Genomic DNA, 21518 nt, shown 5'->3' on the forward strand with positions numbered 1-21518 from the left:
GAGCTCCTCGTCGGCGGCGTCAGAGGGAAAGCGCAGCCCGGCCCCTCCTCCGCAGACACGACGAAGCTGCCGCCCGTGCGCGACGCCGCCGAACCGAAGCGCCGGCAGGCCCGCCCCTCCGGCGCCCCGACCTCCGAGGCCATCGCCGGTCGCCTGGGCACGCAGCCGAGTGCCCGCTCCGCGCAGCACAACCCGCTGTCGCAGCTGATCAGTGAGCGGCGCGCCGAGGAGTCGGCGGGCGCCGAGCGCGCCGAGCACACCGGGCACACCGGGCACACCGCACCCACTGCATCCACCGAAGCCGCCCGGCACGCCGAGCCCACCGCGCACACTGCGAACCCGGCGGACAGCGCCGCGCCGAAGCCGGTTGACAAGCCTGTGGAGGAGCCCGCGGACAAGCCCACAGAGAAACCCGCTGCCCCGCCGGCGCCCGAGCAGCGCGGAGGCCGCCGCCGTCGCGACGAGCGTGGCAGCGGCGCGCTGTCCGTCGCGGAGCTGCTCGCGCGCAGCAAGGGTGCCGGGGAGGACCGCGGCTAGATGGCCCCGCGTCTGCGCATCTGCTCGGTCGGGCCGCTGCGCACCAGCCGGTTCGCGGCGCGCCTCGAGCGGGTCGGCCACCACCTGTTCGAGCTGGCCGAGCCCCACGACATCGAGCGCGCCGATCTCGTCCTGCTCGACTCGGCGGACCCTGACTGGGTGCGCGAGCGGGTCTCTGCGCTGGTGCCCTTCGTGCGGCGCCGGCAGATGTTCGTGCACACCTGCCTCGGCGAGGGCGTGCAGCTGCTCGACGACGCCGAGCTCGAGGGCGCGATTGTCATGGCGGCCCACAACTTCTTCGGCGACGCCTGGGTGACCTCCGCCGCCGACGAGGTGGGGGAGACGGTGATCGGGCTGCTCCTCAGCGAGATCGGGGGCATGAGCTTCCCGATCGAGGACGCGAAGCGCGCGGCGCTGCTCGCCGCGCTGCGGCTGCGGGAGCAGGAGGCGGTGCTGCGCCGGGCGGCGTTCGACATGCTCGGGGAGGTCCTGCCCGACACGGAGGTGCTCGCCGCGCACTTTCTCCCCGAGGCGGAGCCCGCGGCCCTGCCGGTGGCGCAGCTCGAGCGGGCGTGGGCCGCGATTGGGGAGCCGAGTGTTGCGCGCCTGTTTGCCGACGCGGAGCGTCGGCAAGCCGAGTGCAGCGGACACCTCGAGGCGGAGCTGTGGGCGATTTCGAAGCAAGACATGGGAAGGCAGGGTTAAGAAGTGGCATTTGAACCTGGGGCGGCGGTCGTGGTGACGGACCCCGCACGCTTGGCGACGTACGGCCGGGCGTTCCGGAAGGTGGGCAAGTCGGTCGTCGTGGTTCCCCTCGGCGAGGGCGTCCACGCCGGGCACGTCCAGCTGATCCGGGCGGCGCGCTCGCTGCTCGGCGCGGTGGTGATGGTGACCTACGCGGGCGAGGAGGTGCCCGACGTCTTCGCCCGCGAGCAGGTGGACGTCGTCTACCACGGCCGCCTCGGCGAGGGCGTGGCGGTGTCGACGGACCTGGACCACCTGGAGGACCCCGCCGAGACGGCGTCCCGGATGGGCGCGCTCATCGCCGCCGTCAACGCCGCGCACGCCACGGACCTGGTGCTGGGCGAGAAGGACTTCGAGCTGCTCGTCGCCCTGCAGAGGGCGGTCTCGGCGCTGCGCGTGGAGGTGAAGCTGCACAGCGTTCCCACCGTGCGCACCGCGGACGGGCTGGCGATGTCGCTGCGCAACGCGGCCGTGCCGCCGGAGCTGCGCGAGGCAGCCCTGGCGCTGCCCGCGGCGCTGACCGCCGGAGCCCACGCCGCGGAGCGCGGCGGCGAGGTGGTGCTGGAGACGGCGCGAGGCGTGCTCGCCGCCGCCGGCGTGGAGCCCGCCTACCTGGAGCTGCGCAACCTCGCCTTCGGCCCCGCGCCCAGCGAGGGCGACGCCCGCCTGCTGGGCGCGGTGGAGCTTGGCGGGGTGCGGCTGGTGGACAATGTTGGGGTGCCCGTCGGCATCGGGTTCAGCAACCTCGAGGCCTGAGCGGGCCGTGGGGGCCGTGGGGGCCGGGGTGTCCGATAAGATCTAGTGCGTCATTGCGCTGCCGTCCCCGGCCTGCCCGCGGCGGGAACGAAACGATCCCGAACTGAGGTACACCCGTGGTCGACCATTCCCTCGCCGCCGCCGTCAACGAGGCCGGCTACAGCAACGTCGAAGGCGTCGGCCGCACCGAGACCTCCGCTCTGTACCGCGCCGCGGCGACAGACGGGACCGCCGTGGAGGTCGAGGAATTCAATATCCCGCTCGCGCCCGCGGCTGTCCACGAGGTGAACAAGCAGGCGGCCCACCTCGGGGCGACCCGGCTGCCCGGTGTGTTCGCGCCCCTGGCGTGCGGGGTCACCGGCGAGGGGAGGCTCTTCGTCGTCCGCGAGGCCGCCGCCGGCACCCCGCTGGGGGAGGTGGCGCGCGAGCGCTTCGCCACCGAGGGGCACTTCAACGCGGCCGAGGTGCTGAACCTGCTCACCCCCGCCGCAGAGGCCATCGACGCCTACGCCGCCGCCGGCACCTCCAGTTTCGTCTCCCGCTCGATCACCCTGGAGCACATGCTGGCGCAGCCCGGGTGTGCCTCCGCGCCCGTGAAGATGTCCTCCGTCGGCCCGACCCCGCAAGCCGCGGGGGCCTCGGCGCTGCACAACAGGGTGAGGTTCATCGAGCTGGTCTCCGACCTCACCGGCCAGCCCATTGACCCCAAGGTGGTCGAGCGCACCGGGACCTGCGCGAACTACCTCCGCGCGCTGGCAGGCGAGCCGGTGGAGGGTTCCGCGTCCCGGCGCCGCGCGATTCTGCCCGCCCCTCCTTCCCGGAAGGCGCGGGACACGCCGCGGGAAGAGAAGTCCCCGTCCGGTCCGTGGCCGTGGGTCATCGCGGTGCTGGCGCTGCTCCTGCTGGCGCTGGCGGCGCTGTGGTGGTGGAGCATCAGCCGCGGTGACGCCTGGGAGGGCGCCGAGGCCGAGATCCAGCAGACCTACCCGGATCTCGTCTCCGAGCGTCAGGGAGGCAAGGGCTGGAAGGGGCTGCGCTGCGAGTCCTCCACCCCGCAACCGGGCCAGGAGGCGAAGATCCGCTGCGCGGACGCCGAGACCGGGGTGAGCGTGGCCAAGTACACCTCGGCGACGGAGCGCAACAGCGGTCTGCCGGGCGTCGATAAGGCGGTGCCCCTTGGGTCCGGGGCCTGCATGATCAACTCGTTCCAGGTCCCCGGGGCCACCCCGCCGGCGTTCGTGATGGCGCCGGTCGACCACGCCGACTACCGCATCCTCATCAACGGCGACAACGCCGAGGAGGACAGGCTCGCGCTGCCGCTTTGCGGCTAGCTGCACGGCTAGAAGCCGGCGAAGTTCTCCACCACCACCTTCGACCCGTCCGGGTAGAAGGCCAGGATCTCGCCCGCGGTCTTCCAGCCAGCCGGGTAGCCGGCCGTGAAATCTGGCCGGTGCTCCAGGGTCGCGCCGGGGCCCTTCGCCACCTGGATGTTGGCACACTCCTGCGCCACCGCGCCGAGGCCGGGGTGGAGCTCGACGGGGCGCAGACCGTGCTCGGCGCGGGCGCGGTTGGTGGCGTCGAGAAGCTGCTACTGGCCGACGGCGGGCGCGGGGGCAACGACGCCCGGCACGAGCCCCGAGTTGCCGGCGTCGATGCCCGGGATGGCGGGCAGGCCGGGGATGCCGGAGAGAAACAGCATGATCGGCGCGGCGAGCGACATGAGCCGGGCGAGCAGGTCCGCGGGCAGAGGGAACGGTGGCAGGGCGGGCAGGGCAGGGGGCATGGTGGTCCTCGGCTGTCGGACGGGGTGAGCACTCCCGGTTCCTGCAACCCGAGCGCACCGACTACTCTAGGTGGGCGTGACTACCCAGGACCTTTCAGAGCAGCAGCAGTACCGTCGCGCGAAGCGCCAGAAGCTTATCGATTCCGGCCGCGAGGCCTACCCCGTCGTGGTCGACCGCACCGATTCGCTCAGCGACGTCCGCGCCCGCTACGCCGTCGCCGCCGAGGGCGAAACCGCCCCCGAGGGTGCCACAGTGCTCGAGGCCGGGCAGGAGACGCAGGACGTGGTGGCCGTCGCCGGGCGCATCATGTTCAAGCGCGACACCGGCAAGCTCTGCTTCGCCACACTGCAAGAAGGCAACGGGACCCAGCTGCAGGTCATGCTCTCTCTCGCGGAGGTCGGCGAGGAGGCCCTGACCAGCTGGAAGGAGGATGTCGACCTGGGCGACATCGTCTCCGTCCGCGGCCGCGTCATCGCCTCGCGCCGCGGCGAGCTCTCCGTCATGGCGCAGTCCTGGCACATGGCGTCCAAGGCCCTGCGCCCGCTGCCGGTGGCCTTCGCCGACATGAACGAGGAGCAGCGGGTGCGCAACCGCTACACCGACCTCATCATGCGCGAGGCGGCCCGCGACAACGCCATGACCCGCATCAAGGTCATCGCGGCGGTGCGCAAGTACCTCACCGGCCTGGACTTCGTCGAGGTCGAGACCCCGATGCTGCAGACGCTCCACGGCGGTGCCGCGGCGCGCCCCTTCGTCACCCGCTCCAACGCCCTCGACATCGACCTTTACCTGCGCATCGCGCCCGAGCTCTACCTGAAGCGCTGCGTCGTCGGCGGCATCGAGCGCGTCTTCGAGATCAACCGCAACTTCCGCAACGAGGGCGTCGACTCCTCCCACTCGCCCGAGTTCACCATGCTCGAGACCTACCAGGCGTGGGGCACGTACAAGGACTGCGCCGAGATGACCAAGGGGCTCGTCCAGTTCGCGGCGCAGGAGGTCTTCGGCTCCACGACGGTCACGCTTGCCGACGGCACCAGCTACGACCTCGGAGGCGAGTGGAAGGTGCTGGAGATGTACCCCTCCCTTAACGAGGCGCTGCAGCGCAAGCACCCCGGCCAGCCGGAGGTCACCGTCGACTCCTCGGTCGAGGAGCTCAAGGCGATCGCCGCGGAGATTGGCCTGAAGGTCCCCGAGGGCGAGGGCTGGCTGCACGGCAAGCTCGTCGAGGAGATCTGGGAGCACCTGTGCTCCGACCAGCTCTACGAGCCGACGTTCGTGACCAACTTCCCCGTCGAGACCTCCCCGCTGACCCGCGACCACCGCGAGAAGCGCGGCGTGACCGAGAAGTGGGACCTCTACGTGCGCGGCTTCGAGCTCGCCACCGGCTACTCCGAGCTCGTCGACCCGGTGATCCAGCGCGCCCGCTTCGAGGACCAGGCCCGCCTGGCCGCCCACGGCGACGACGAGGCGATGGTTCTCGACGAGGACTTCCTCGCCGCGATGGAGCAGGGCATGCCCCCGACAGCCGGAACCGGCATGGGCATCGACCGCCTCCTCATGGCCCTGACCGGCCTGGGCATCCGCGAGACCGTCCTGTTCCCGCTGGTCAAGCCCGAGGCGAACCAGCTAACCTAAATTAAACCTGGAGTTTCGCTCACGGTGCCCGTGGGCCTGGTAAGTTTGCGCGCATCTTGCACTCACGCTCGTCAAAAGGAACAGCACGTGGAGACAACTTATCCTGATTTCTACCATGAGGAGTACGACCGCGACGGCCTGCCTATCCGGGAGGGCCGTTGGAGAGTACCTCAGGAGCCGTACGCGGTTGCCCCCAAGAGCAGGATCGTCGCGGCGCTGTTGTTCTACTTCTTCGGGGTGTACGGGGCAGGTAACTTTTACCTCCATCAGACCAATCGAGGGGCTGCCAAACTGGTTCTGTGTTTCGTGGGTCTTTTCGCGATGGTTTTTCGTATAGAGATGGCTTTCGTTCTGATGGCGCTTCTTCTCTGGTGCATAGCTGAGGTGTTTCTTGTGCTCTTCGGCGCGGGCGGTTACGACCGCGACGGCAGGGGAGTGCCCCTCACCTAGGCGTGGCCGTCCGTGCCAGGTTTTGCATGGGCCCTTCCCGCGAACTGAGAAAACGCGGGGAAGGAAGGCTCGTGACGCAAAACGTGGCGCACAGTCGCACATCCCGCCACGTGCGTTCCGCTTGACGGCGCTCCCAGCCTCCCCACCGGCGAATGGTAGTGTTGCCGGGATGTTTCTTTCGCTCAACGATGCAGCGCACCGTGCGCACCCGGGCCAGGCGGAGGTCGGGTAGCGTGCCGGCGTCCCGCCTCCACACAAAGTTTTTTGGCTCCGTCGCACCCGCTGACGCCTGGCCGGAAGGGGGGCGTCGATTAGCGAGTCAGGCCCTGTGGTTCGCCGCCGTCGTCGGGGTGATCCGCGCGGTGCTCGTCGCCCCGGGAGAGAACCGCGGCACCGACTTCGAGCCGATCTGGTTTGCGGTGCAGCGCTACGTCCACGGCGTGCCGGTGTACAACGAGGACTACTCCACGCTGGACCCGCACTACCTCTACTCGCCGGGCGCCAACGTTGTGCTCGCGCCGCTGGCGATGTTCGGCTCGTTCTCGACGGCGCGCTGGGCGATGATCGCGGCGACCGCGCTGTCGGTGGTCCTCGCGATGTGGATCACAGCCCGCCTGCTCACGCGCCGCTGGGCCGCACCGCTGACGCTGCTCGCGGTGGCCGTGTTCTTCAACGCGCCGGAGCCCGTCGTGTCCACCATCCAGTACACGAACATCAACGGCTTCCTGCTGCTGGTCATGGTCCTCTTCGTATGGGCCAGCGTGGCACTCGACGGGCCGGCGCTGCGGCAATTCGCGCGCGGGGAGACGTACCTCGCCGGCGTCCTCATGGCCTACGCGGTGACCATCAAGCCGCAGTTCGTCGTCCTCGTAGCGGTGCCGGTGCTGCTCTGGCAGTGGCCGGTCCTGCTGGTCGCCGCGGCCGCCTACGCCGGGCTGTTCGGCCTCGGATGGGCAACGACCGCCGAGCCGCAGTGGTGGCGCGAGCGCCTCGTGCCCTACCTGGCGCAGCCGCGCTCCTACGACAACGGGTCCCTGCGGGCGGTGCTCGAGCAGCTGGGCTTCGGCCCGGCGGCGCAGACCGCCGCGGTCGTGCTCGTGCTGGCCGTGGTGGCGGTGGCCGTCGCCGCGCTGTTCCGGCTGCGCCACCGAGACCGCGCCGCGTGGGCCTTCTGCACCCTGGGCGCCCTCTTCGCCGGGGTGTTCGTCGGCGGCGGGCTGCTGCAGGGCTACTACGCGATGTGGCTGATCCCCATGTCGATGACCGTCGTGCGCCCGCACGGGCCGATGCGCCGGGTGAGTATGTGGGTCGCCCTGCTGCTCACTCTCGGCGGGATGTCGGGGCTCTTCGTCAACGGGGTGCTGGGCGCCTGGCCGGACAGCTTCGGGCCCACTGTGGGCTGGGTGCTCGTCCCGGTCGTTCTCGCGGTGTGGGGGTTGCGGCAGGGGCGTTCGCTACCGGTGAACACCGCCGCTGAGCAGGGGTGACTCGGCTGCGCGCGGGCGGGCGGCTGGAAAAGCGGGATGGGATGTCGTACCCGCGCGTTATGGTGGGTGACAACTTTTAGCGAAAGGGGAAGTCGTGTTCGAACGGTTTACCGACAGGGCCCGCCGCGTCATCGTCCTCGCCCAGGAAGAGGCGCGCGCGCTCAACCACAATTACATGGGCACCGAGCACATCCTGCTCGGCCTGATTAAGGAGGGCGAGGGCGTCGCCGCCAAGGCCCTGGAGTCGATGGGCATCAACCTCGACGACGTGCGCCGCGAGGTCGAGGAGATCATCGGCCACGGCAGCCAACCGGTGACCGGCCACATCCCGTTCACCCCGCGCGCCAAGAAGGTCCTCGAGCTTTCTCTGCGCGAGGGCCTGCAGATGGGCCACAAGTACATCGGCACGGAGTTCCTCCTCCTCGGCCTCATCCGCGAGGGTGACGGCGTGGCGGCGCAGGTGCTGATCAAGCTCGGCGCCGACCTGCCGCGCGTGCGCCAGCAGGTTATCCAGCTCCTCTCCGGCTACGAGGGCGGCGAGGGCCAGAACCCGGAGTCCCCGCAGCAGGGCGGCGGCTTCGCCGGGGCGGGCGCCGGCGGTGGCGCCATGGGCGGGTCCGGCCCCCGCGGGGGCGGGCAGCAGGGCGAGCGCTCCAACTCGCTCGTGCTCGACCAGTTCGGCCGCAACCTCACGGCCGCCGCGCGCGAGGGCAAGCTCGACCCCGTCGTGGGGCGCGAGAAGGAGATCGAGCGCATCATGCAGGTGCTCTCCCGCCGCACGAAGAACAACCCGGTGCTGATCGGCGAGCCCGGCGTGGGCAAGACCGCCGTGGTGGAGGGTCTCGCCCTCGACATTGCCAACGGCAAGGTGCCGGAGACGCTCAAGGACAAGCAGGTTTACTCGCTGGACCTGGGCTCGCTCGTGGCGGGTTCGCGTTACCGCGGTGACTTCGAGGAGCGCCTGAAGAAGGTGCTCAAGGAGATCAACCAGCGCGGCGACATCATCCTGTTCATCGACGAGATCCACACGCTTGTCGGCGCGGGCGCGGCCGAGGGCGCGATCGACGCCGCCTCGCTGCTCAAGCCGAAGCTTGCCCGCGGCGAGCTCCAGACCATCGGTGCGACCACGCTGGACGAGTACCGCAAGCACATCGAGAAGGACGCCGCCCTGGAGCGCCGCTTCCAGCCCGTCCAGGTCGACGAGCCCTCCGTCGAGGACACCGTCACCATCCTCAAGGGCCTGCGCGACCGCTACGAGGCGCACCACCGCGTCTCCTACACCGACGACGCACTCGCGGCTGCGGCGAACCTCTCGGACCGCTACATCAATGACCGCTTCCTGCCGGACAAGGCCGTCGACCTGCTCGACGAGGCTGGCGCCCGCATGCGCATTAAGCGCATGACCGCCCCCGAGGGCCTTCGCGAGGTCGACGAGCGCATCGCCGAGGTGCGCAAGGAGAAGGAAGCGGCCATCGACGCCCAGGACTTCGAGAAGGCCGCCGGCCTGCGCGACACCGAGCGCAAGCTCGGCGAGGAGCGCTCCGAGAAGGAGAAGCAGTGGCGCGACGGCGACCTCGAGGAGATCGCCGAGGTGGGCGAGGAGCAGATCGCGGACGTGCTGGCCAACTGGACCGGCATCCCCGTGTTCAAGCTCACCGAGTCCGAGTCCTCCCGCCTGCTCAACATGGAGGAGGAGCTGCACAAGCGCATCATCGGCCAGGACGAGGCCGTGCGCGCCGTGTCCCGCTCCATCCGCCGCACGCGCGCTGGCCTGAAGGACCCGAAGCGCCCCTCCGGCTCCTTCATCTTCGCCGGCCCCTCGGGCGTGGGTAAGACCGAGCTGTCGAAGGCGCTCGCCGAGTTCCTCTTCGGCGACGAGGATTCCCTCATCCAGATCGACATGGGCGAGTTCCACGACCGCTTCACCGCCTCCCGCCTCTTCGGTGCTCCCCCCGGATACGTCGGCTACGAGGAGGGCGGCCAGCTCACCGAGAAGGTGCGCCGCAAGCCGTTCTCCGTGGTGCTCTTCGACGAGATCGAGAAGGCGCACAAGGAGATCTACAACACGCTGCTCCAGGTGCTGGAGGAGGGCCACGTCACAGACGGGCAGGGCCGCATGGTGGACTTCAAGAACACCGTGCTGATCTTCACCTCCAACCTCGGCACGGGTGACATCTCCAAGGCAGTGGGCCTCGGCTTCACCGGCAACACCGCCACCGACGCCGACGCTCAGTACGACCGGATGAAGAACAAGGTCCACGACGAGCTGAAGAAGCACTTCCGCCCCGAGTTCCTCAACCGCATCGACGAGATCGTCGTCTTCCGCCAGCTCACGCAGGACGAGATCGTCGCGATGGTCGACCTGCTCATCGGGCGCGTGGACAAGAACCTCGCCGCCCAGGACATGGGCATCGAGCTGACGGACAAGGCGAAGAACCTGCTCGCCGTGCGCGGCTTCGACGCGGTGCTGGGTGCCCGCCCGCTGCGCCGCACCATCCAGCGCGAGATCGAGGACGTTCTGTCGGAGAAGATCCTCTACGGCGAGATCGGCGCCGGTGAGATCATCACCGTCGACGTGGAGAACTGGGACGGCGACGTCGAGGCGGCCCGCGCCGCGCGCGGCAAGGCCGCCGAGGGCGCGACGTTCACCTTTACCCCGCGCCCGCGTCCGCTTCCCGCCGACACCTTCGACGAGCAGCTTGACGACGTCGAGGTCCGCGACGTCGAAGACAGCCCCGCGCAGCCGGAGACCGTGGTCCCCGACGCGCCCGCCGAAACCGCCGACGGCGGCGAGGAGGACGGCGGAGCCACACCGCCCCCGGCCGGGGCAAGCCAGCCGCTGTAACCCAGCCGATGTAGGGTGAACGCGAAAAGCGCCGCCCGGGAACCCCACGTCAGGGGCCCGGGCGGCGCTTTTGTTGCGCGGCTAGAACTGGCCGCAGTTCGAGGCAGCCGGCACCCCGTTGAAGCGGTCGGTCAGCCACTGCATCGATGGGACCGCCTGCGTGAAGATCCCCGCGGCGTGGTTGGCGCCGATCTTCAGCGGCGGGTAGAAGGCCGGGACGTTCTCGTTCATCAGGGAGGCAGGAACCCCCGCCGTGCAGTAGTCGCGGGCGAGCTGGATGGCCTGGGGCGTGGGCACGAGGTCGTCGTTGCCGCCGGTGGTGACCATGATGGGGGAGGCGGGGGAGCGGCGGCCGAGTTTTTGGGCGTCGAAAAGCGCCTTGATCTCCGGCTCCCGCGCGGCGATCTCGGCGAGCGACTCGCCGGTGCTGGTCAGCGTGCGCGAATCGGTGAGTGCCCACCGCAGCGCGCCGTCGGGGATGCAGGAGGAGGCGGTGGAGTCCAGGAAGTTCCGTCCGCGGTCGTTGAGGTATTCGCCCACGACGGTGCTGAGCTGCGGGTAGCGGTCCGCCCAGCCGTTTAAGGCGTAGCCCAGGACCGCCGCGATGGCCGAGTGGTCGACGCCCTGCATCGTGGCGAAGAGATCCGCGGGCGGCGCGCCGGCGATGGTACCGCGCAGGTTGAGCTCGGGGGCGTAGGTGGGCTGCAGCTCGGCGGCCGCCGCGGCGGCTCCGCCGCCCTGGGAGTAGCCGGAGAAGGCGACCGGGTCGCCGGCGGGGACGACGGCGCGTGCGGCGTCGATGACCGCATGGCCCTCCTCGTCGTGGAGGACGTAGGTGTGGGGCCCGGGGGGTCCAAGCCCGATGTAGTCCACCACGACGACACGCATGCCCAGCAGGGCAGCGGCGTGGTAGCTGGCCAGCTCGTAGTTGATGCCCAGCGCGGGGCCGGCGAGCTGGAGCTGGGCCGTCAGCCCCGGCCCGCGCGAGGGGGCGCAGGCGTCGCCCGACCCGCGGGTGCCGGGGGCGAAGATGACGGTCGGGGTGGGGCCGGCGCCGCGCCAGGGGTTGGCGGGCTCGATGACGAAGCCGGAGGTGGCCACCGCGTCGCCGTGGACGGTGGTGGAGGTGTAGAGGATTTTCTTGGCGTAGCCGGGGAAGTCGGGTCCGAGGACGTTGAGCAGGTGCGGCGCCGGCTGGGTGCGCAGGAGGGTGCCGGGGGCGCCGAGATCGGCAACGGGGTCGTCGTAGAAAGGGTCGTAGCCGGCGACCGGGTTGCCGGCGGGGGTCGTGGCGGCGTGGCGGAGGCCGTCGAGAAGCTGCTGGGGGCTTGAACTTTGGGCGGTGGCGGGGGCGGTGCTCAGGCCGAGCACGACGGTGGCGAGGAGCGAGGCGAGGCGGTTTCGAGTCGACATGCTCGAAGCCTACTAAGGTAAGCAAAGCAAAATGTTTATGTTTCGGATATTTATTCTCCGGGCCGCTCTCTCTAGTGCATCATCGCGAGGCTGAGCGCCATCACCGCCATGCCCGCCATGACTCCGTAGACCGAGTGGTGGTGGTGCCCGGTGTGGATCGCGCTGGGCAGCAGCTTGTCGAAGCTGATGAACACCATGATGCCCGCCACCGCCGCGTAGGACAGGCCGAGCGTCGACGGGCCGATGAAGGGCAGGAGCAGCAGGAACCCGACGGCGGCGCCGAGCGGCTCCGCCAGGCCGGACAGCGTCGCCCAGCCGGCGGCGCGCCACCTGCGGCCCGTCGCCTCGCGCAGCGGGGCCGCCACCGCGATGCCCTCGGGGATGTTGTGGATGGCGATCGCCAGCGCGATCGGGGCGGCCACCACCGGGTCGGCGAGCCCCGCCATGAAGGTGGCGAAGCCCTCCGGGAAGTTGTGCAGGGCGATGGCCGCGCCCGTCATCAGGCCCGCCTTGGCCAGCCTGGAGGCGCCCGGGGAGTCGTGCTCCTCGTGCGGGTTGACCTCCTCCGGCACCAGGCGGTCGATCACGGCGATGAGCGCCACCCCGGCGAAAAACGCCGCCACGCCCGCGGCCTCGCCGACCTCCTCGATGCCCTGCGGCAGCATCTCCACCAGCGAGATGTAGACCATCACCCCGGTGGAAAAGCCCAGCGCCCCGGCCAGGAACCGGTTCGAGGGGGCGGCCTGCAGCGCAACGATCAGCCCGCCGAAGCCGGTGGACAGCCCGGCGAGCAGGGTGATCCCGAAGGCGACCGCGACGGCCTCCCAGCCGTATCCCGCCAGAGCATCCATACCGGAACACTCTAGCCGCCCACCGCGCTAGACTTGTCCGCCATGGGCATCCTCTACCGCGACAAGAAGAAGCTGGGCAAGAACTCCTGGCTGAACATCTCCAAGTCGGGCGCGTCCGTGTCGACGAAGGTGGGGCCCGTGACCCTGAACTCTCGCGGCGGGGTGTGGGTCAACCTGCCCGGCGGCATGGCCTACCGGGGCAGGTGGAAGTAGCCGGACTCGTCCTGCTCGGCGAGGTTGTCGTCGAGAAGCGAATAGAGGGCGCGGGAGAGCTGGGCCTTGTCGGGCCACAGGACGTCGATCGCTGAGGCGTCGACGGGGCCGGGCGACTCGCGCAGCAGCTTCATGATCTTGCCGCGGACCTGCCGGTCCGTGCCCGCGAATTTCTGCACCTTCTTGCGCTTGAGCTCCTCCGCGGTCGGGGCGGGCCTGCCGGCGGCGACCCACGCGCAGTCGCTCTCCAGGGGGCACTCGCCGCAGCGCGGGTTCGCCGCGGTGCACACCAGCGCCCCGAGCTCCATCAGCCCGGCGGAAAAGACGGGGCCGTCCTCGGCGGGAAGCAGCGCGGCTACGTCGGCTAGCTCGCCCTTGCGCGGGGTGGCCAGGAAGGTTGCCTCGACCGCGCGGGCGTAGACGCGGCGCACGTTCGTGTCCACCACCGCGACGTTCGCGCCGAAGGCGAAGCAGGCCACGGCGCGCGCGGTGTAGTCGCCGATGCCGGGCAGGGCCAGCAGCTCGTCCACGTCCGAGGGCACGGCGCCGCCATGCTTCTCGAGGATCACCCGGGCGCACTCCACAAGCCGCAGCGCCCGCCGCGGATAGCCCAGCGACCCCCACGCCCGCAGCACCTCGTCGGGGGAGGCCGCGGCGAAGGCGGCCGGGGTGGGCCAGCGCCCGATCCACTCGCGCCACACCGGGGCCACCCGGGCCACCGGCGTCTGGTGGCTCATGACCTCGCTGAGCAGCACTCCCCACGGGGTGGTGCCGGGCTCGCGCCACGGCAGCGGGCGGGCGTGGGCGCGGAAGTAACCGATCACCTGTTCCTGTCGAATCACAATAGGTGCCACAATAGTGTCCATGATTGAAGCAACGACACCCGCCGCCGTGTGGGACCAGCTCCTCGCGGGCAACGCCCGCTTCGCCGACGACTCCGTGGAACGGCCCAACTCCGACCGCAACCGCCGCGAGGAGCTGCGCGGCGGGCAGGCCCCCGTGGCGGCCATCCTCTCCTGCTCCGATTCGCGCGTGCCCGTCGAGATGCTTTTCGACGCCGGCCTCGGCGACATCTTCGTCATCCGCACAGCCGGCGGCTGCGTCGACGCCGCCGTCTCCGGTTCCCTCGACTTCGCCGTCGAGACCCTCGGGGTGAAGCTGGTCATCGTGCTCAGCCACGAGGCCTGCGGCGCGATCGGGGCGGCGATCAAGGCCGTCGACGAGGCGGAGGTGCCTCTCGGCCTGCAGCGCGTCTTCGTGGAGAAGATCGCCCCCAGCGTCATCGAGGCCAAGGCCCACGGGCGGGCGGAGCGCTCCGAGGTGGAGAAGGCCCACGCCGGCATCACCGCCGAGCACCTCGTCGACCGCATCCCCGCGCTCCAGGCGGGCGTGAAGGAGGGCACGCTCGGCATTGTGGCCGCCCGCTACCGCCTCGAAGACGGCCGCGTCGAGACCGTTTCGGAGCATCTCGGCCGCTAAGGTTGAGGTCGTGACGTACCCATCCCCAGACCCCAGGAACGACCGCAGGCCGCTGCCGCCCGAGATCTACATGCGCCGCCGCGTCGCCGCGCTCGCGATCCTCCTGCTGCTCATCGTCCTCGTCGTGTGGGGCCTGACGGCCGCGGCGCGCTCCGGCTCGGGAAGCTCCGAGACCACCACCGCGCCGGCGACGGAGAACATCACGACGGAACCGACGGTGCCCGCGCCCAGCGACTCGACCACCTCGTCCGCCTCGGCTTCCCCGACGACCTCGGGCTCGCCTTCGTCCACGCAGCCGACGACCGCCGCGAGCTCCACCAACGCCGCGGCGGGCAAGAAGACCTGCGAGCTGAAGGACCTGAGCATCACGGCCCGCACCAGCGAGCCCAGCTACGCGGCCGGGGAGCAGCCCACCTTCTACATGAGCGTGGAGAACCCGACCGCCGCCGACTGCGTGGTGGACCTCAACGCCCAGCAGCTGCGTTTCGAGGTTTACGACATGGCCTCCAACGAGCGCATCTGGTCCGACACCGACTGCCACCCCGCGGTTGTCACCGGGGAGGAGACCTTCGCGCCCGCCAAGGCCCGCGACTTCGAGGCCATCTGGTCGCGCAAGGATTCCCAGCCGGGCCGCTGCTCCGACCGCCAGGAGGTCCCGGCCGGCTCCTACTACCTCCACGCCGTGATCGGCGACCACGCCTCGGCCCCGGCCGACTTCACCCTGCGCCCGTAGCCGGGCGCCCGCTCAGGCGAAGCGCCGCAGGCCGTCGTAGATGTGCCGCGCCCACAGGGGCGAGACGTTCTCGGCGGCCGCGATGTCGTCGAGCTCCGCGTTGACCAGGTTCGGCAGCTCCCCGAAGGCCGAGACGACGCGGTCCATGAGGAACTTCTGCACCCGCGGGATGCGCGACAGCGCCCGGTAGCCGCGGGGCACGACGTCCTGCATGAGGTTCTCCTCCGTCGCCGGCAGCCCCAGCGCCCGGGCCAGGGTGGCGGCGTTGAGCAGCTGCGAATCGGGCAGCGCCGCGAGCGCCGCCATCGACTCGGCGACGGAGTCGTCGTCCGGGATGGTGGCGGCGGCGATGTAGTCGCGCACCAGCATGTCGATCTCGTCCGCAGAGCCGCGCAGCTCCGAGAGCTGGAGCGTGAGCTGGCGCGCGTCCACGCCGAGCTCCACGATGTTTTCGTCCATGTCATCGGCGGCGCGCTCCAGCATGATCTGGCGCTGCAGCACGTTGAGCACGTCGCTGACGGTGGCGTAGTTGTTCATCTCCGCGACGAAGAGGCGCTGGTTGGCCAGGTCGAGCCGGGAGCGGTAGCGCTCGACGGTGGACAGGGCCTGGTTGGCGCGCTGCATGAGCACCGTCGGCTCCTCCATGAGGTGGCGCTGCCCCTCCGCGTAGAGGGTGAGGGTGTTCATCGACGCCGAGACGGAGACGACGGGGACCCCGGTCTGCAGGGCGGTGCGCTCGGCGGCGCGGTGGCGCGTGCCGGACTCGCCGGTCGGGTAGGAGGGCGACGGCACGAGCTGCACGTTGGCGCGCAGGATGCGGGTCCCGTCGGCGGAGAGGATGACGGCGCCGTCCATCTTGCACAACTCGCGCAGGAGGGTGGGCTGGAAGGGGACGTCGAAGGAGATACCGCCGTCGCAGAGCTCGATGACCTCGGGGCCGTCTCCGATGACGATGAGGCCGCCGGTGTGTCCGCGCTGGATGCGCTCGAGTCCGTCGCGCAGCGGCGTGCCGGGGGCGAGCCGCTGGAGGGTCTCGCGGAGCTGGTTGTCCGCCGGGGCGTTGTCGGTCATAGCGTCACATCCTAACGCCCGCCGGCGGCCTCGATCGCCTCGCTCAGGGTGGCGGCCCGCGAGATGCGCATCCCCTCGACGCGGACCTCCTCGCCCACCGGGACGATCGCGCGGGTGTAGCCCAGCCGCGCCGCCTCCTGTAGGCGGCGGCCCAGGTTGGGCACGCGGCGCAGCTCCCCGGCCAGGCCCACCTCACCCACGGCGACCGTCTTCGGGGGAAGGGGCTGCTCGTGCAGGCTGGACCAGGTGGCCAGGGCGACGGCGAGGTCGGTGGCGGTCTCGGTGATGCGCACGCCGCCGACGGTGGCCACGTAGGCGTCCTTGTCGTTGGTGCGCTCCCCGCAGCGGGCCTGCAACACGGCGAGGACCATGGGCACCCGGTTGGAGTCGAGTCCCGTGACCACGCGCCGCGGGCTCTTGTTCACGGGGTCCACGGTCAGGGCCTGCACCTCGGCCAGCATGGGGCGCACGCCGTCCATCGCCACGGTCACCGCCGAGCCGTCGGGCGTGCGGCCGCGGTGGGAAAGGAACAGTCCGGAGGGGTCGGGGACCTCGCGGATGCCCTCGGAAGTCTGCTCGAAGCAGCCGACCTCGTCGGTGGCGCCGAAGCGGTTCTTGATGCCGCGCAGCAGCCGCAGGCTGGATTGGCGGTCGCCCTCGAAGTTGAGCACGACGTCGACGAGGTGCTCCAGCACGCGCGGTCCGGCGACGTTTCCGTCCTTGGTCACGTGCCCGACGAGGAGGATGGGCAGGTTCGTCGTCTTGGCCAGGGTGGTCAGGGCGGCGGTGACGGCGCGCGACTGCGCGACTCCGCCCGGCACGCCCTCGACGCCGGGGGCGTGCATGGTCTGCACGGAGTCCACGATCATCAGCGAGGGCTTGAGCTGCTCGACGTGGCCGAAGACGACGTCGAGGTTGGACTCGGCGGCGAGGTAGAGCGAGTCGTGCAGGGCCCCGGTGCGCTCCGCGCGGGTGCGGACCTGTCCGGCGGATTCCTCGGCGGTGACGTAGAGGGCGGTGCGGTCGCCGAGCTTCGCCCAGCGCGAGGCGACCTCGAGCAGCAGCGTGGACTTACCGACGCCCGGCTCGCCCGCCATGAGGACCACGGAGCCCGGGACGACGCCGCTGCCCAGCACCCGGTCGAGCTCCCCGATGCCGGAGGGGGTGGTGCGGGTGGCGGCGGCGTCGATGCTCGTGATCGGGGCCGCCGGGGCGGAGGGCGTGAGCGCGGTGAGGGAGACCGGCCCGCTGGCGGATGCGGCCGAGGCCAGCGGGGTCTGCTCCTGCAACGTGCCCCAGGAACCGCACTCGGGGCAGCGGCCGAGCCACTTCGGAGAGGAGTAGCCGCACTCGGAGCAGGTGTGCAGGGTGCGCTGTTTTTTGGCCATGCGCTCACTTTAGGGCACGGCCCCGACACGCCCGCCGGTAAGCCCCTGAGCTGCGGGAAGGCGGAGAAACGCGAAAGCCGCCGCACGGGGTGCGGCGGCCGGTGGCGTCGAAAAGCGGGTGCCTAGTGGGCGGCGTGCGCCTGGTCCTCGCCCGCGTTGCGGTGGGACTCGCCGGAGGGCAGGGTCGGCGCGGAAACCGTGGCCGTGACGTCGACGTTGCCGGCGTCGAAGCGGAAAGAGACGTCGACGTTGCCGCCGAAAGCGAAGTCGTTGTTCACCACGGTGGTCGGGACGTACTGGATGCAGTCGCCCTCAGCCTGCGGGATGGTGCTCAGGGACGCGGCGGAATCGCCGACGAGGGTGCACTGGGCCGGGATCTCGGTCGGGCCGCCCAGCTGGACCGGGGTTCCGTTGACCGTGGCGGACTGCAGGGTGTGCGGCTTGCGGTTGTCGTTCTGGTTGATCGCGGTGAACTTGAGGGCGGCCTGGCCGTTGTCGTCCAGCACCACGGTGACGTCCTGAACGGCAACTTCCTGGTTGTCGCTGGCGGCGCCGGCGCCGTCGACGGCCGCGACCTGGTCAGAGGTCTGGGTGATCTGGCCCGCGGAGCAGCCTGCGAGCAGCAGAGCGGACGCGGCGATGGCGGAGACGGCGGCGGCCGGCTTCAGGGACTTCACGTGAGTGTCCTCCATACTTTTCGTTCACGTTTTTATCTCCGTTCACCATAGCCCGTGGGCGTGTGTTTTTCCCAGTTTCGGGCTCGGCGAGTGGGGTGCGCTACAGGGGCCGAGGGGTCATTCGGGGGTAAACCTTTCGGCCGCCGCGCGCTGGGGGCGGGGGTGCTAATGTGGGGAGGTTGTAAAGGTGGCAACGCCCACGGCTAAGGAGAGTCTGGAGAGTCCATGGAATTTAAAGTCGGAGAAGTCGTCGTCTACCCGCACCACGGCGCCGCGCGCATCGCCGACATTGAGCAGCGCGAGATGGGCGGGGAGAAGCTCGACTTCCTCGTGCTGAAGATTCTCCAGTCCGACCTCGAGGTCCGCGTGCCCGTGAAGAACACCGAGCTCGTCGGCGTGCGCGACGTGGTCAACGAGGAGGGCCTGCAAAAGGTGTTCTCGGTGCTGCGCGAGACCGACGTGGAGGAGGCCGGCAACTGGTCGCGGCGCTACAAGGCGAACCAGGAGCGCCTGGCCTCGGGCGACATCAACAAGGTGGCCGAGGTCGTGCGCGACCTGTGGCGCCGTGACCAGGGCAAGGGCCTGTCGGCGGGTGAGAAGCGCATGCTGGGCAAGGCGCGCCAGGTGCTGGTCGGCGAGCTCGCGCTGGCGGAGCCGGTGGACGAGAAGAAGGCCGACGAGATGGAGGCCGAGATCGCGAAGATCATCGAGGCCCAGGTCGCCGCGGGGATCGCCGTGGACCCGCGGGCGGACCTCGACGAGGACGACGACGTGGACCTCGACGACCTCAGCTTCGACGACGAGGCCGACGAGAACGACACCGAGAAGTAGAGGGCACGGGTGCGCCGCCGCGTAGTAGCGATCGTCGCCGCCGCGGGCCGGGGAACCCGCCTCGGCGCGGACCTGCCGAAGGCCTACGTCGAGCTCGGCGGGCGCACTCTCCTGGAGCGCGCGGTCGCGGGCCTGGAGGACTCCGGGGTGGTCGACGAGGTCGTGGTCCTGGTCAGCCCCGACATGGAGGGCGCGGCGCGGGAGGCGCTGCCGGGCCGGGAGGTGCGGTTCGCGCACGGCGGCGCGGAGCGGGCCGACTCCATCTTCAACGGGCTGGGCGTCATCGGGGAGCGCGACGCGGTCGTGCTCATCCACGACGCCGCCCGCGCCCTCACGCCCCCGGCGATGATCGCCCGCGTGGCGGGGGCGGTCGCCGCCGGGGCCCCGGCTGCGGTGCCGGTGGTTCCCGTCGCCGACACCATCAAGGAGGTCGAAAACGGCCGCGTGGTGTCCACCCCCTCCCGCGCCCGGCTGCGTGCGGTGCAGACGCCGCAGGCTTTCGACCTCGCCACTCTGCGCCGCGCCAACGAGGCCTACTTCGAGGCCCGCCCCGACTTCGTGGCCACCGACGACGCCAGCCTCATGGAGTGGTTCGGGGTGCCCGTGGCCACGGTGGAGGGCGACCCGCTGGCGTTCAAGATCACCACCCCGTCCGACATGCTGCTGGCGGAGGCGGTCATCCAGGCACGGTAGGTGCAAGTGCGGCCGGTGCAAGTACGGTAGGTGCCATGAGCAACATTCGCGTGGGCAGCGCCTTCGACGCGCACCAGGTAGAGGCAGGCAAGGAATGCTGGATCGCGGGGATCCTGCACGAGGGCGCCGACGGGTGCGAGGGTCACTCCGACGGCGACGTGGTCAGCCACGCGATCGTCGACGCGGTCCTCTCCGCCGCGGGGCTCGGCGACCTCGGCTCCTTCGTCGGGGTGGGCCGCCCCGAGTACGACGGGGTCACGGGGGTTCGCCTGCTCACCGAGCTCCGGGAGCTTCTCGACGTCAACAGGGTCCGCCTCGTCAACGTCTCCGCCCAGCTGATCGCCCAGACGCCCAAGATGGGTCCGGTGCGCGAGGAGGCGGAGCGCGTGCTCTCGCAGGCGCTTGGGGCGCCGGTGTCGGTGTCGGCCACCACGACCGACCACATGGGCTTCACGGGCTCGGGGGAGGGCAGGGCAGCCATTGCCACCGCGCTGGTTGAACTAAGCTGATGCGTGTGAATTCGGCCAACACCTCCCAGCGCATCTTCGACACTGCAACCCGTTCGCTGCGCGGCTTCGAGCCGCTGCGCGAGGGCCGCGTCTCGATCTACCTGTGCGGGGCGACGCCCCAGTCGGCGCCGCACATCGGGCACCTGCGCTCCGGCGTGGCCTTCGACATCGTGCGCCGCTGGTTCGTCGCCCAGGGTTACGACGTCGCCTTCGTGCGCAACGTGACCGACATCGACGACAAGATCCTCACCAAGGCCGCCGAGCACGGCCGCCCCTGGTGGGAGTGGGTGTCCACCTACGAGCGCGAGTTCACCCGCGCCTACAACGCGCTCGGCGTGCTGCCGCCGTCGGTCGAGCCGCGCGCCACGGGCCACGTGACGCAGATGGTGGACTACATGTCGCGCCTGATCGACCGCGGCTTCGCCTACGCCGCGGAGGGCTCCGTCTACTTCGACGTCGACGCCTGGGTGCGCGCGGCCGGTTCCGACTACGGCTCCCTGTCCGGCAACCGCGTCGAGGAGATGGAGCAGGGCGAGCCCGACAACCGCGGCAAGCGCGGCGCCCACGACTTCGCCCTGTGGAAGGCCGCGAAGCCCGGCGAGCCGAGCTGGCCCACCCCGTGGGGCGAGGGCCGGCCGGGCTGGCACCTCGAGTGCTCGGCGATGTCCACCTGGTACCTGGGCTCCGAGTTCGACATCCACGGCGGCGGGCTCGACCTGCAGTTCCCCCACCACGAGAACGAGCAGGCCCAGTCCCACGCCGTCGGCGACGGCTTCGCCCGCTACTGGATGCACAACCACTGGGTAACCATGGCGGGCGAGAAGATGTCGAAATCGCTCGGCAACGTGCTGTCCATCGACAACATGCTCGAGGCGGTGCGCCCCGTCGAGCTGCGCTACTACCTCGGCTCCGCGCACTACCGCAGCGTGCTCGAGTACTCCCCCGAGGCGCTGCAAGAGGCGGCGGCGGGCTACCGGCGCATCGAGGACTTCGTCGCCCGCGCCGGCACGCCCGAGCCGTCCACGTGGACCGAGGGATTCGCCGCCGCGCTTCACGACGACTTCGGGGTGCCCCGGGCCCTCGCCGAGATCCACAACGCCGTGCGCGAGGGCAACAAGGCCCTCGCCGCCGGGGACGCCGGCACCGCCCGGGAGATCGCGGCGGGCGTGCGCGCCATGGCGGCGGTGCTCGGCGTGGATCCGGGGGAGTGGTCGGAGGGGGCGTCGGCAAGCGGGGCGGCGGAGGCTGCCCTCGACGTGCTGGTGCGCGCGGAGCTCGAGCGCCGCACCCAGGCCCGCGCCGAAAAGGACTGGGCCGTCGCCGACGAGGTGCGTGACCGCCTGGCGGCGGCGGGCATCGAGGTCACCGACACCCCCGACGGCCCGCAGTGGGCACTGACGACGCCGCAACCCGAGAACTAGG

21 protein-coding genes and 2 pseudogenes are annotated in these 21518 nt (G+C 70.7%); 15 read left to right on the forward strand and 8 right to left on the reverse strand.

Features of this window, described 5'->3' with window-relative positions; genetic code table 11:
* The 4 genes and pseudogenes from DYZ02_RS11600 to DYZ02_RS08410 all read left to right on the forward strand — a co-directional run.
* A pseudogene (locus tag DYZ02_RS11600) lies at positions 1 to 537 on the forward strand (hypothetical protein); the annotation flags it as partial.
* Entirely contained in the window at positions 538 to 1242 is a 705-nt protein-coding gene (locus DYZ02_RS08400; protein WP_115685838.1) for a 6PGD fold domain-containing protein, read from the forward strand. It begins immediately after the preceding pseudogene.
* Between the two features lie 3 nt (positions 1243 to 1245).
* The gene (locus DYZ02_RS08405) at positions 1246 to 2037 is read left to right on the forward strand and encodes a pantoate--beta-alanine ligase (protein WP_115685839.1); all 792 of its coding nucleotides are present in this window, start codon (positions 1246 to 1248) and stop codon (positions 2035 to 2037) included.
* A 116-nt stretch (positions 2038 to 2153) separates the two neighbouring features.
* On the forward strand, positions 2154 to 3368 hold the full coding sequence (locus tag DYZ02_RS08410; RefSeq protein ID WP_115685840.1) for a hypothetical protein: 1215 nt from the start codon (positions 2154 to 2156) through the stop codon (positions 3366 to 3368).
* Positions 3369 to 3376: 8 nt separating this feature from the next.
* Here the strand turns inward: DYZ02_RS08410 and DYZ02_RS08415 are convergent.
* Both DYZ02_RS08415 and DYZ02_RS08420 read right to left on the reverse strand, forming a co-directional pair.
* Positions 3377 to 3607 (reverse strand): annotated as a pseudogene (locus DYZ02_RS08415) (CAP domain-containing protein); the annotation flags it as partial.
* An 18-nt stretch (positions 3608 to 3625) separates the two neighbouring features.
* A complete protein-coding gene (locus tag DYZ02_RS08420) occupies positions 3626 to 3820 on the reverse strand; it encodes a hypothetical protein (protein WP_115685842.1) in 195 nt (64 codons plus the stop codon).
* 76 nt (positions 3821 to 3896) lie between these two features.
* Between DYZ02_RS08420 and lysS the strand changes: the two genes are divergently transcribed.
* The 4 genes from lysS to DYZ02_RS08440 all read left to right on the forward strand — a co-directional run bounded on the left by lysS (position 3897) and on the right by DYZ02_RS08440 (position 10238).
* On the forward strand, positions 3897 to 5456 hold the full coding sequence (gene lysS / locus DYZ02_RS08425; protein ID WP_115685843.1) for a lysine--tRNA ligase: 1560 nt from the start codon (positions 3897 to 3899) through the stop codon (positions 5454 to 5456).
* An 87-nt stretch (positions 5457 to 5543) separates the two neighbouring features.
* Positions 5544 to 5906, forward strand: a complete 363-nt coding sequence (locus DYZ02_RS08430; RefSeq protein WP_181896938.1) for an NINE protein — start codon at positions 5544 to 5546, stop codon at positions 5904 to 5906.
* A 233-nt stretch (positions 5907 to 6139) separates the two neighbouring features.
* Entirely contained in the window at positions 6140 to 7393 is a 1254-nt protein-coding gene (locus tag DYZ02_RS08435) for a glycosyltransferase family 87 protein (protein ID WP_181896939.1), read from the forward strand.
* A 94-nt stretch (positions 7394 to 7487) separates the two neighbouring features.
* Positions 7488 to 10238 (forward strand): AAA family ATPase, encoded by a 2751-nt coding sequence (locus DYZ02_RS08440; RefSeq protein WP_115685846.1) that lies wholly within the window; start codon positions 7488 to 7490, stop codon positions 10236 to 10238.
* Positions 10239 to 10319: 81 nt separating this feature from the next.
* Here the strand turns inward: DYZ02_RS08440 and DYZ02_RS08445 are convergent, their stop codons facing one another.
* On the reverse strand, positions 10320 to 11651 hold the full coding sequence (locus DYZ02_RS08445; RefSeq protein ID WP_115685847.1) for a lipase family protein: 1332 nt from the start codon (positions 11649 to 11651) through the stop codon (positions 10320 to 10322).
* A 71-nt stretch (positions 11652 to 11722) separates the two neighbouring features.
* Positions 11723 to 12502 carry a zinc transporter ZupT gene (zupT, locus tag DYZ02_RS08450; RefSeq protein ID WP_115685848.1) on the reverse strand — a complete coding sequence of 260 codons (780 nt, stop codon included), beginning with the start codon at positions 12500 to 12502 and terminating at the stop codon, positions 11723 to 11725.
* A 42-nt stretch (positions 12503 to 12544) separates the two neighbouring features.
* Here zupT and DYZ02_RS08455 point away from each other — a divergent pair, with 42 nt between their 5' ends.
* Complete coding sequence (locus DYZ02_RS08455) at positions 12545 to 12715, forward strand: DUF4236 domain-containing protein (RefSeq protein ID WP_115686438.1); 171 nt, start codon at positions 12545 to 12547, stop codon at positions 12713 to 12715.
* Here the strand turns inward: DYZ02_RS08455 and DYZ02_RS08460 are convergent.
* The gene (locus tag DYZ02_RS08460) at positions 12694 to 13581 is read right to left on the reverse strand and encodes an HhH-GPD family protein (RefSeq protein WP_115685849.1); all 888 of its coding nucleotides are present in this window, start codon (positions 13579 to 13581) and stop codon (positions 12694 to 12696) included. The two genes, DYZ02_RS08455 and DYZ02_RS08460, sit on opposite strands and share 22 nt — an antisense overlap.
* Here DYZ02_RS08460 and DYZ02_RS08465 point away from each other — a divergent pair.
* Both DYZ02_RS08465 and DYZ02_RS11410 read left to right on the forward strand, forming a co-directional pair.
* Complete coding sequence (locus tag DYZ02_RS08465; RefSeq protein WP_115685850.1) at positions 13580 to 14194, forward strand: carbonic anhydrase; 615 nt, start codon at positions 13580 to 13582, stop codon at positions 14192 to 14194. The genes DYZ02_RS08460 and DYZ02_RS08465 overlap by 2 nt on opposite strands.
* Before the next feature lie 10 nt (positions 14195 to 14204).
* Entirely contained in the window at positions 14205 to 14927 is a 723-nt protein-coding gene (locus tag DYZ02_RS11410; protein WP_245945729.1) for a hypothetical protein, read from the forward strand.
* A 12-nt stretch (positions 14928 to 14939) separates the two neighbouring features.
* Here DYZ02_RS11410 and disA read toward each other — a convergent pair whose 3' ends face one another.
* The 3 genes from disA to DYZ02_RS08485 all read right to left on the reverse strand — a co-directional run bounded on the left by disA (position 14940) and on the right by DYZ02_RS08485 (position 18078).
* Complete coding sequence (disA, locus tag DYZ02_RS08475; protein WP_115685851.1) at positions 14940 to 15998, reverse strand: DNA integrity scanning diadenylate cyclase DisA; 1059 nt, start codon at positions 15996 to 15998, stop codon at positions 14940 to 14942.
* 11 nt (positions 15999 to 16009) lie between these two features.
* Positions 16010 to 17386, reverse strand: a complete 1377-nt coding sequence (radA, locus tag DYZ02_RS08480; protein WP_115685852.1) for a DNA repair protein RadA — start codon at positions 17384 to 17386, stop codon at positions 16010 to 16012.
* A gap of 122 nt (positions 17387 to 17508) precedes the next feature.
* A complete protein-coding gene (locus DYZ02_RS08485; RefSeq protein WP_115685853.1) occupies positions 17509 to 18078 on the reverse strand; it encodes a hypothetical protein in 570 nt (189 codons plus the stop codon).
* 210 nt (positions 18079 to 18288) lie between these two features.
* On the opposite strand from DYZ02_RS08485, the gene DYZ02_RS08490 reads away from it, so the two are divergent.
* The 4 genes from DYZ02_RS08490 to cysS are packed head-to-tail and all read left to right on the forward strand — an operon-like array spanning position 18289 to position 21517.
* Complete coding sequence (locus DYZ02_RS08490) at positions 18289 to 18894, forward strand: CarD family transcriptional regulator (RefSeq protein ID WP_115685854.1); 606 nt, start codon at positions 18289 to 18291, stop codon at positions 18892 to 18894.
* Positions 18895 to 18903: 9 nt separating this feature from the next.
* Positions 18904 to 19587 carry a 2-C-methyl-D-erythritol 4-phosphate cytidylyltransferase gene (ispD, locus tag DYZ02_RS08495; RefSeq protein WP_115685855.1) on the forward strand — a complete coding sequence of 228 codons (684 nt, stop codon included), beginning with the start codon at positions 18904 to 18906 and terminating at the stop codon, positions 19585 to 19587.
* 35 nt (positions 19588 to 19622) lie between these two features.
* Entirely contained in the window at positions 19623 to 20096 is a 474-nt protein-coding gene (ispF, locus tag DYZ02_RS08500) for a 2-C-methyl-D-erythritol 2,4-cyclodiphosphate synthase (protein ID WP_115685856.1), read from the forward strand.
* A 5-nt stretch (positions 20097 to 20101) separates the two neighbouring features.
* A complete protein-coding gene (cysS, locus tag DYZ02_RS08505; RefSeq protein WP_245945736.1) occupies positions 20102 to 21517 on the forward strand; it encodes a cysteine--tRNA ligase in 1416 nt (471 codons plus the stop codon).
* Position 21518 lies beyond the last annotated feature (1 nt).

The organism is Corynebacterium senegalense (assembly GCF_900411315.1).
Classification (GTDB): Bacteria; Actinomycetota; Actinomycetes; order Mycobacteriales; family Mycobacteriaceae; genus Corynebacterium; species Corynebacterium senegalense.

Coding starts and splice junctions, on each gene's coding strand:
- DYZ02_RS08445 (WP_115685847.1), bottom strand. CDS start 11,651: ATGTCGACTCGAAACCGCCTCGCCTCGCTCCTCGCCACCGTCGTGCTC.
- DYZ02_RS08455 (WP_115686438.1), top strand. CDS start 12,545: ATGGGCATCCTCTACCGCGACAAGAAGAAGCTGGGCAAGAACTCCTGG.
- DYZ02_RS08485 (WP_115685853.1), bottom strand. CDS start 18,078: ATGGAGGACACTCACGTGAAGTCCCTGAAGCCGGCCGCCGCCGTCTCC.
- zupT (WP_115685848.1), bottom strand. CDS start 12,502: ATGGATGCTCTGGCGGGATACGGCTGGGAGGCCGTCGCGGTCGCCTTC.
- DYZ02_RS08420 (WP_115685842.1), bottom strand. CDS start 3,820: ATGCCCCCTGCCCTGCCCGCCCTGCCACCGTTCCCTCTGCCCGCGGAC.
- disA (WP_115685851.1), bottom strand. CDS start 15,998: ATGACCGACAACGCCCCGGCGGACAACCAGCTCCGCGAGACCCTCCAG.
- DYZ02_RS08400 (WP_115685838.1), top strand. CDS start 538: ATGGCCCCGCGTCTGCGCATCTGCTCGGTCGGGCCGCTGCGCACCAGC.
- DYZ02_RS08460 (WP_115685849.1), bottom strand. CDS start 13,581: ATGGACACTATTGTGGCACCTATTGTGATTCGACAGGAACAGGTGATC.
- DYZ02_RS08490 (WP_115685854.1), top strand. CDS start 18,289: ATGGAATTTAAAGTCGGAGAAGTCGTCGTCTACCCGCACCACGGCGCC.
- radA (WP_115685852.1), bottom strand. CDS start 17,386: ATGGCCAAAAAACAGCGCACCCTGCACACCTGCTCCGAGTGCGGCTAC.
- DYZ02_RS08465 (WP_115685850.1), top strand. CDS start 13,580: ATGATTGAAGCAACGACACCCGCCGCCGTGTGGGACCAGCTCCTCGCG.
- ispF (WP_115685856.1), top strand. CDS start 19,623: ATGAGCAACATTCGCGTGGGCAGCGCCTTCGACGCGCACCAGGTAGAG.